Source organism: Helicobacter salomonis (assembly GCF_017979425.1).
GTDB lineage: Bacteria > Campylobacterota > Campylobacteria > Campylobacterales > Helicobacteraceae > Helicobacter > Helicobacter salomonis.
Window position 1 is genome coordinate 1 of the sequence record NZ_JAERIS010000041.1, and the last position, 9,074, is coordinate 9,074.

At 42.9% G+C, this 9,074-nt stretch carries 11 protein-coding genes and 1 pseudogene; 10 read left to right on the forward strand and 2 right to left on the reverse strand.

Annotated elements, in window-relative coordinates; genetic code table 11:
* Positions 1–92 precede the first annotated feature (92 nt).
* The 3 genes from KCO92_RS07020 to KCO92_RS07030 are packed head-to-tail and all read left to right on the forward strand — an operon-like array spanning position 93 to position 4,572.
* Entirely contained in the window at positions 93–2,222 is a 2,130-nt protein-coding gene (locus tag KCO92_RS07020; protein WP_104696155.1) for a glycoside hydrolase, read from the forward strand.
* Complete coding sequence (locus KCO92_RS07500; RefSeq protein ID WP_233710516.1) at positions 2,219–3,463, forward strand: tRNA methyltransferase; 1,245 nt, start codon at positions 2,219–2,221, stop codon at positions 3,461–3,463. Before KCO92_RS07020 ends, KCO92_RS07500 begins: the two co-directional genes overlap by 4 nt.
* Entirely contained in the window at positions 3,460–4,572 is a 1,113-nt protein-coding gene (locus KCO92_RS07030) for a hypothetical protein (protein ID WP_104696156.1), read from the forward strand. Before KCO92_RS07500 ends, KCO92_RS07030 begins: the two co-directional genes overlap by 4 nt.
* Positions 4,573–4,598: 26 nt before the next feature.
* Here KCO92_RS07030 and KCO92_RS07035 read toward each other — a convergent pair whose 3' ends face one another.
* On the reverse strand, positions 4,599–4,979 hold the full coding sequence (locus KCO92_RS07035; RefSeq protein ID WP_233710520.1) for a tetratricopeptide repeat protein: 381 nt from the start codon (positions 4,977–4,979) through the stop codon (positions 4,599–4,601).
* Positions 4,980–4,982: 3 nt separating this feature from the next.
* Positions 4,983–5,087: pseudogene (locus KCO92_RS07700) on the reverse strand (tetratricopeptide repeat protein); the annotation flags it as partial.
* Positions 5,088–5,385: 298 nt separating this feature from the next.
* Between KCO92_RS07700 and KCO92_RS07040 the strand changes: the two are divergent.
* From KCO92_RS07040 to KCO92_RS07070, 7 genes are all read left to right on the forward strand, one after another.
* Positions 5,386–5,658: a hypothetical protein gene (locus KCO92_RS07040; RefSeq protein ID WP_104696157.1), complete on the forward strand. Its 273-nt coding sequence runs from the start codon at positions 5,386–5,388 to the stop codon at positions 5,656–5,658.
* Between the two features lie 33 nt (positions 5,659–5,691).
* Complete coding sequence (locus KCO92_RS07045) at positions 5,692–6,318, forward strand: hypothetical protein (RefSeq protein WP_104696158.1); 627 nt, start codon at positions 5,692–5,694, stop codon at positions 6,316–6,318.
* A 92-nt stretch (positions 6,319–6,410) separates the two neighbouring features.
* Positions 6,411–6,980, forward strand: a complete 570-nt coding sequence (locus KCO92_RS07050) for a hypothetical protein (RefSeq protein WP_104696159.1) — start codon at positions 6,411–6,413, stop codon at positions 6,978–6,980.
* 159 nt (positions 6,981–7,139) lie between these two features.
* On the forward strand, positions 7,140–7,421 hold the full coding sequence (locus KCO92_RS07055) for an iron transporter (RefSeq protein ID WP_233710518.1): 282 nt from the start codon (positions 7,140–7,142) through the stop codon (positions 7,419–7,421).
* Between the two features lie 18 nt (positions 7,422–7,439).
* Positions 7,440–7,868, forward strand: coding sequence for a tetratricopeptide repeat protein (locus KCO92_RS07060; RefSeq protein WP_233710519.1), 429 nt, complete (start codon positions 7,440–7,442; stop codon positions 7,866–7,868).
* A gap of 89 nt (positions 7,869–7,957) precedes the next feature.
* The gene (locus KCO92_RS07065; protein ID WP_104696160.1) at positions 7,958–8,209 is read left to right on the forward strand and encodes a hypothetical protein; all 252 of its coding nucleotides are present in this window, start codon (positions 7,958–7,960) and stop codon (positions 8,207–8,209) included.
* Positions 8,206–9,048 (forward strand): hypothetical protein, encoded by an 843-nt coding sequence (locus tag KCO92_RS07070; protein WP_210647481.1) that lies wholly within the window; start codon positions 8,206–8,208, stop codon positions 9,046–9,048. The genes KCO92_RS07065 and KCO92_RS07070 overlap by 4 nt, the downstream gene beginning before the upstream one ends.
* Positions 9,049–9,074: the final 26 nt, after the last annotated feature.

Genomic DNA, 9,074 nt, shown 5'->3' on the forward strand with positions numbered 1-9,074 from the left:
GTGTATCTTAATTCTAAGGACAAACTCCAAAGCTTTAAGTCTGACAATGCGATCTGTTTGGCATTGCAAAAACACTTGGCAAAGGAATAAAAATGATTCGTCTATTTCTCTTAGCCCTCTTGTTCTTAAACCTGCAGGCTAAAGACCATGCACCGACTATCGTTGTCCAAATAGACGACCCCCAAGAATCTCAAAACACCCCATTTTTCAAGGCGGCAAAGAGCCTCTATGATTCGCTCGTAAATGCCCACAATAGCGCCTTAAAAGTGGCTCTTAAGGCAGAATGCGTGCCTAGCCAAATGGACCAATCGGCGATGACCCCACAGGTCGTGGCACGGCGTTACAAAACATGGATGAATCTAGCTATCCAAATGGTAGACCATGTGCCCTTTATGCAACGCCTAAAACATCTCCCGCTTTACCCGCAAATTAGAGGCTTTGAGGCTTTGCACGCCTTTGGCTTGGTGCGGGCTAAGATTCCTGAAGTGGGTTGCGATCAAGCCCTCTACGAAGGCGCTCCACCCATAAAGCCCCTTGAAGCCCAAAAACTCTTCAACACCCTGCAACACAATTTTAAGTTTTACTACACCCTGCTACTCAATCTCTCCAAACAGGGCTTGTCCCTAGAAACTTTCTTAAAGCAATTGACTTGGTCGCACTTTTCCTATTACCAAGGCACCCTCGTTGATAATCTCAACTTTACCTCCAAGGACTCGAATGCCAAATACAAAGAGCTAGAAAACATGTTAGCCAAGGACTCCTCGCCTACGATCGCCCGCATTAACACCATTAAGGCGGGTTTGGATAATTTCTTATTTGACTCCGATTATGGCATTGCCTATGAAGAAGAACGCGCCTACTACAAACAGCTCCAAACAACTTTGGGCGTGAGCTTTTATGACATGCAACTTTTGAAAGATTATTATGCTTACCGCTTTGGCATATGGCTAAAAGGTGTGCGTCAGCTTAGCCCCTCTCAACCCCCCGCCCCTTTGGATCGCGTGGGTTTCTATGCATGTCTTAAGGACTCTAAAACAGACACCCTAGCATGCCAAGCTTTATTGAAGAATCCCGGCATGGATTTTTACAATTACTTCCGGCGTGTCCGCCTCATCACCTTTGGCGATGAGCCCTGCCTCTATCTCACCCCCCAAAACACGATCCAAACCTTCCCCTCCAAAGACCCCCTTTGTCAGAGCCTACAGGCAAACCCGCCTCAAATGGGTATGGTTGTGCCAACTCGCATGATTCAAGTCTTCCAAAACGCCCAAGATGCCTTGATCCACATGATCAATAAAGCCCCCCACGGCCTCAAACCCTTTAACGCCAGCCTGCAAGCCATTTTGCAAGCCACACCCCTAGCGACCCTAAAAGGCGAGTGGCACCATGTGCTAGATTACGAACGCCTGCACCTTTTCACCATGCTAAGGGGGTCGTTGGACTCTATGAGCTTTAACTCAAGGCTCTACTATCCCGACTTCGTTTCTGCCCCTATGTTGGCGTATAATTACCTCCACAGAATTAACTTTTTCTACACCCCCTTAATTAAAGCCGTCCAACTTGGCTTAGACCTAAATGAGTATTTTAAAAATCTCCAACAATCCGCCCCACACAACACCTACCCATGCAAAAAAAACGATTCTTGCACACGCCCTAAGAATACCCCCAAGAGCCCATGGCTTGAAGATTTTAGAAGTGCCAAGGCGGGGAGTTACTTTGTGATGCGCTATGAGCCTAATTTCTCCCACGAAGATTTTATCGCGATCCAATGGACTCTATCCCTATGGGCGCCGGTATGGGATGAAAAGCGGGGGTATTTATTTTATGGGGATTTAGCCAAATGGTGGACTCCTAAAGAGGCCCTGCTATGGGATTTGCACTACAAAAACCGCATTGAGGCGTTTTTTACCAACCACGACATTTACACAGACACGCTATTACACCCCGAAAAAGTCTCTGCCGATCGCTTGCGCACACACCCCACCGCCTGCTTACAACCCCAGTATTTAAACAAGGTCGCTAACGCCGCCTGCTTGCAAGCTTTTAAAGAACATAGCTACGATCCCAAGCCCTTGCAAAAATACCTAAAATCCTTGCGTTTAGTGTCTATTGACAACGCGCCCTGTGTGTATCTTAACGCCAGCGACAAACTCCAGCTTTTTAAATCCAGCAATGCCCTATGTCTGGCCTTGCAAACTAACCTCAAAAAGGAATACAAATGATCCGTCTTTTGCTCTTAGCTCTCTTGGTCTTAAACCTACAGGCAAAAGATAAGGTCTTGACCATCGCGATTCCCATGGAAAAAACCAAGGTATCTCAAAACGCCCCCTTTTTCAAGGCATTTAAAGCCCTCCATGACTACATGGATAAAGCAAATGAAGTCGCTGTGGGCGACTATGAAGAAGATGAGAGGTGGGACTACATGAACATTGCGTGGGACATTTCAGGGTACATTGAAGGCGTGATCCCCCTAGCCCAAACAGCGGTCCAACAAATGCCCTTAATCCAAGAGTTTAAGCCCAAGAATAAAGCAGAAACGCAGTTTTTGGCGCATTTAAAACAACGGGAGATGTTGCGCGCGCTAGATAGTATCGGTCTGTATCAACCTAGTGCCAATCAGCCTAAAAGTGCCGCGCTAGCCCAAGCCTTCTTAGACACCGCCAATTTCCTCTATGCCCCGCTTTTCAACGCCCACAAGCTAGGATTAGATGTCATCGCTTACATTAAAGAACTCCAGCATATATTGGTCGATGAAAAGAAGTGCCACCCCGCCCCCTTTGCCCCTAACAATTATTGCAATGATAAAAAAACCTGTGCGGGCTGTGTTTATGACATCATTGCAACAGCCTATGATGAAGACATTTCTAAGGATAAATTCTTAGAACAACTGCATACAGACATCGAAAACATGGCGGATTCTTATGGGTTTTTCCAACAAAAGATCCATTCGCGCAATTTATGGGAACGCTTAACGATCCTCAACATCTTTGGCGATGATGAAGATAAATATTTTGTTGCCAACGATGGCAAACGAGAAGAGATGCCGCCCTCTTATTATGCAGATGATGATTCCTATGCAGATATGTTGGGCAAACACCAAAAACGCATAGACCCCAACCACCTCTCTACCCTCTATCTAGCCCGTCTCCTAGCCCTAAGCTACAACGCCCCCTTTTACGCCCACCTCAAAGACAACCCCATAACTATTCTAAAAGACCACCCCACCATGTGCCTAAGTCCCAAGTATTTAAGCGCAAAGTCCCAGCAAACCTGCCTACAACTCTTTAAAACCCAAACTTACAACACTAGGGACATTCAAGAGCAATTACAACTCGTGCGTTTGATTTCTATTGATGATGCCCCTTGTGTGTATTTAGACCCTAAGGATAAGCTACAAATTTTTAAGTCTAGTAATGCGCTATGTTTGGCGTTGCAAAAATCAGATTTTGGAGGACATCTATGAAAAGACGCTTGTTTTTTGTCGTTTGCTTTTTAAGCGCGTGGGTTTGTAGTTTGGACGCATTCCCCAACTATCCTTGTGATAGTGCAAGTGTCAATAAAATATTCAATGGCGCGCTTAAAGAGCACATTGAACAAGAACAGATAGCGCGCGCTCACATTCTTTTTGACACGCACCTAAGTCCTGAGCAAATCCAAGAACGCCTAAAAATCTTTGATCGGGAGCAATTTTCAAAGTTTTTAGCAATCGCCCGCCCTCTTATTGATTCTTTGAGTCTCTTTAAAAAAGCACCCCCCTCGCCCTTTTTAACCTCTTTTAAAAACTTCAGCGTGCTGGTGCTTTATGTAACGGCTTATAGCATGTTTCCTCAATATAGCGACTTCACAACGCGCGATTGTGGTGATTTTCCTAGCGCCCTTAAACTTCTCTATACCTCTTTTGAGCGCGCCCACAAACTGGGCTTAGATCCCTTAAGCTACACAAAAGCCTTCCCCACACTCCACCCTTGCGCGCACACCCCTTGTAGCTACTTGGGCGATTTAACCAATAGCGCAGATCCTTTTACAAACCTTTGGAACACGCACTTTGCCGATGAGCCCACCGAGATCGATACGATTGACGCCCCCGACATAAACACTTTGTGGGGCAATATACGCTATGCATGGCTACTCATCCAGCTCTACCAAACCCCACCCCTCCTAGAAACTCTGCTAAACGATCCCCACTTAAAAGCCCTCAAAAATGCAGGCATCTTTACGGGTCTGTGGTGGTTACACCATATCCAATTCTATATCTCTGCACTCTTTAATGAAAAGTATCCTAACTTCAGAACTTCATCTGATTTAAGCCCCCAACAGATCATTTTAAAACATCCCCAACTCTGTTTATACCCCCAATACCTCACCGACAAGTCCGAGGACCTCTGTTTAAAGAATTTAAAAAACCCTTCTAAGAGCACTTTAGAGAGCTGGCAAACCTACCTCAAAACCGCCCGTCTTGTTAATATCGATGACACCCCCTGCATGTATCTAAACCCTCAAGGTAAAATCCAAACTTTCAAGTCCGACAATGCGATCTGTTTGGCGTTGCAAAGAATGAAATTTTTGTGGTGATAAAAACTCTTTTGGGGCTAAAAAGATTATCTATTTTTCAAAGAGAGTTGATGTTCTAATGCTTCAGCTTCCTCACAATCTACTTGGTCTTCACCTTTTTTACAAGCCTTTTGGTAGTATTCTAGAGCCTTGTTAGTGTCTTGTTTCTGATTGTATAAATCCCCCAAACCCGAATAACCATCAGGATCGCCTAAGTCAATTGCTTTTTGGTAATAGGCAGCGGCTTTAGTGTAGTTTGTAGAAACATACATTCCATAGAGATACATGCTTCCCAAAACCAAATAACCCTTGCTGTATCCTAGATCGCCTGCTTTTTGAAAGCATTCTAAGATTTTAGAAGTGTCTGTGCGAACCTCTTCATAACGATACATCCATCCCAAAAGAAAATAAGCCTCCCCGTTCCCCATATCCCCTGCTTTTTCAAGGTATGTTATGGCTTTGGAATAATCTATACCAATCCTTGTAGACTTGCTATATAAATACCCTAGACCCACATAACCCCTAGAATCTCCCATATTCGCTAGTTTTTGATAATATTTCAACGCTAACTAATTAAAACTGGCCTAAGTAGGCTTTTGATTATATTGGTCATTTTTATTTCTTGACTCATTGCCTTTAGTGAAAAAGGCATGCTAAAGTAAAACAGCTTTGAAATCTTTAATGCTAAATCAAGCCTTTAGTGTCAAACACTATATTGTGGGGCTTAGACTTGTAGAAACCAGCGGGTATTGCAATATAATTTAGCATGTGTTGGGCTTGCTCATTATGGAGCATCCTTTCAAACTGACATCGTTTCGTTGTTAGGAGCATAAAATGAAAAATACAACATTGTTTTGCTTGGAGTTGGTGCTCATGCCCTTTGTTACTTTTGCATCGTGCATTTTCTTTTATGCGCTGGTTTTTTGTATTGCTCTTGATCTTAACCTCGCCATTATAGCTTCACTGATCTTAGGGGTTTTTTCTTTTTACCCAATTTTTAAGATTTACGAACATAATGTGTCTAGCAAAGTTTGGGCGCGGCGTTGTGCTATTAGCGGGGTTTTTAATGCTCTAGCTGTGGTGGTGTGGTATGCATTATTTATTTAAGTCTTGCATTCTATACCCTAGTAAGGATAAATGTTGAAAATTTTTTTCTTGTTCTTGGGGTTAGTGTTGATATCTCTCATCATTTTGTTTGTGTATGATAGGTTGGGTTTGGAGCGATTGTGTTTGGAGCGTTATAGTTCAAACTCAGCAAGGATTTTAATGGACGACAAGCTGTTTGGTAAACAAGCTTTGCATGCCGCCAATATTTTTTCGTTTGCCTGGATCGTGTTTTACATCGTTTTTATTCACGATGGTTTGCGCGCACGATGGATTGATGTATTTCCTTTCGTAATGTGCCTTGAGATGGGTGCTATCATTTTAGCGTTATGTCCTAACAAACACATCTCTTTAGGACTCATTGCTTTAGGATTTGTGCTGTGTTACTATGGCTCTCCCCCTCCCCCAAGATATATGGGAGCAATCACATTTAGTGTAGGAGCTCTCATCTTTTGGGCATATATTGGCGATAAAAAATGGTGGCTCTTTTTCATTCCGCCTTCAATCGCTATCATCATGTTAACCACGCTAATCTACTGTGGCGTTATACTTTTTTGCGTGTTTTGCACTTATCCCATTAAAAACGCACATTGGCTTGTGCGCTGTTCCATAGCTATAGCTATTTTATCGTGTCTCTTTCCCATAATGATGATTGTAAATTAACCATTAGTTGCACGCCTAGTGGCATGGGTTGCTCCGTAGCACAATGGGGGAGGCGCGCAAAAAATCTTATTCTAGATTCGCCAAGGATTCTAATGGACAAATTATTTATTATTAAACAAGCTCTGCATGTTGCCAATACATTTGTGTTCTTTTCTATTGTCAGCGACATGATGACCCCTAACCACCCTCATGGGATAGGAGCTGGAATAGCAGACATGCTATTTGGCTTGTATGCCTACCTAGGCGCTCTTATTCTGGTGTTATGCCCTAAAAAACGCATTTCTCTAGGAATCATCGCTCTAGGATTTGTGCTGTGTTACTATACAGATAAGCCTCCCATGAAGTATATGGGATACATCACATCGAGTGTAGGGGCTCTTATTTTTTGGGCATATTTTGGGGATAAAAAATGGTGGCTTTTCCCCATTCCGTTTTTAATCAACATTGTTTTTTCCTCATCCGGGTGGCTTAAATGCTGTTCAGTATCAGAGACACTGGTAATGTATGTCCTCCTGTTTTTGCCCGTGCTCTGCACATATCTCATTAGAAACGCCCATTGGTATTTGAGGTTCTTGGGCGCTCTGGTTGCTACATGGTTTTTTTTGTATATATTAATTGTTTTCAAACCTTTAAAGTATTTAGGGCCATATATTGGGACTTAAGTTTGCGTTCTCTATTTTGCTCCATGCCTGCTTTCTGTGCTCATGCCCGTTTTAATTCATAAATCTTAGTGTTGTAGATAGTGATGTTAGAGATGCAGACATTTTTTAGGGAAAAATTGCAGATGAAGTTAAAAAGCTTTGGTGTGCAGGGTAGTGTGCATGGATGTTAAAACATTTTTCTTAGGGCTGGTCTTAGTACCCATGCCCTTTATCACTTTATTTATGTGCGGTGTGGTGGGCGCGTGGCTGGCTAAGGATTGCCATTCGCATTTAGCAGTGTTTAGTGAAGTAATTTTAGGCCTTTTGTCCTTTCTGCCTATTGTGCAGATTTACGAATACACGAGTTGGTCCTTTAGTTGCGCACTGAGTGGGTTTTTTAATGGTTTGGTGGTGGCAGGTGAGTTTTACATGGGGCTGGGGATTTTAAGCCCGTCTTGTTAGAGCTAATAAGGAGATTTCTTGGATCAAAGTGATCGACGATTTGGTTTGGTGTTAGGGGGATTATTCTTGTGTGGGGTTTTGGTGTGGTGTGTTTTACACTTTTTTGGAGGGGAGACAACAGATCCATATTCCTCTTCCTACTATTCTATGGCCAAAGAGGCTTACAAGAACAAAGACTATGCCAAAGCCTTCCAATACTTCCAAAAAGCACTGGAGATGGGAGATAGCGCTGCTTATTATGGCTTGGGACACATGTATCAATACGGAAAGGGTGTTCCTCAAGATTATGAAAAATCTATACAGAACTTTCAAAACTATGTTAGAGCTCTGCTACACTTTCAAAGAGCTTGCGACATGGGAGTAAAGACAAGCTGTGCTACAGCTAAGAGACTAAGAATAATAGATGATGAACTAGAAAGGATTGAACGCCCCAATTGGCCAAGATAAAAATACATCTCAGAACAAGAGAAAATGTGTGCGTTTGGGAATAATGATACTGTGTGGCATTTCTAAAACTTTAGAAAGGAGTTTTTAAGATGTATTTAGGTTTAGCGGCCTTATTGCTTGTGGGCTTAATGCACGCATCGCCTGCCAAATGGCTTTCACAAATGGAGGTTTTGCAGGCTAAGGTGTTGGAGAGTTACGCTATTTCTAGTGATGTGCGCTCTAGGCACGGATCACGGAGATTAGAGCAAGAGCCTTTAAAAAGCTCTTTAGAGCAAAAAGCCCAAGAAATCCGCGCTCTAGCCCAAAATTTCATCCAAGAAATGCCCCTTTTAAGGCTTTGAAACCTAATAAAACCCTCAAGATTTTAAGCCAAGCCCAGCTTTTAGAGTTGCTTGATAGCTCTATGCCAAAAGCCAGAAACAAGGCGGGTAAATACCAAGCCCTCAATAGTCCCCAAGCTAATCTAGCCTTGTTTTTGTCCCTGCTAGAAATCTATAAGCCCTTAGTGGCGTTGCAAGAACAAGGCGTGCATGTTTTAGAGGATTGGCAACATTTACCCCAAAAGCCCAAACCCCAAGATGATTTAGTTATGGAGCTTGCCTTTAAAGTCAATATACTCAAAAACTTAGGCAAGCAAACCATAAAAGTGCCCCAATCTACAATCATGGCTTACACACTCAGCTCAGAGTTATGGAGCGTGCCTAATAAATTGCAAACATACGCCCCCCACGATCCCAAACTAGACACTTCTTTAAAGCAGGTCCTAGCTTACCAGTTATCCCGATCTTGGAGCGATATTCAAGATTGGGGCTTTTACATTGATCAAGTCTTTGATGTGGATCGAGCAAAAACACCTAAAAAACCCTTAAAATTATCTGCCATTGTGCAAAGACCTAGTGTGTGCTTGCTAGGCACACTCCTAGACCCTTTGTCCCAACAAACCTGTCTTAATGCGCTTAAAAAGCCTCCAGCCAATCTCTATCGCAATCTAAAAAACTATTTGGTAACTCAACGCCTTTTAAATGTGGAGAATACTCCTTGTGTATATCTAAATCCGCAGAATAAACTCCAAACTTTTAAGTCTAGTAATGCAATCTGTTTGGCGTTGCAAAAGCACTTGACAGAGGAGTGTGAACCACCCACCAAAGACGACTGGGCTTCTTGTTTCAACAATCCATAACTAGCTATATCCAGTATGTAGCCATA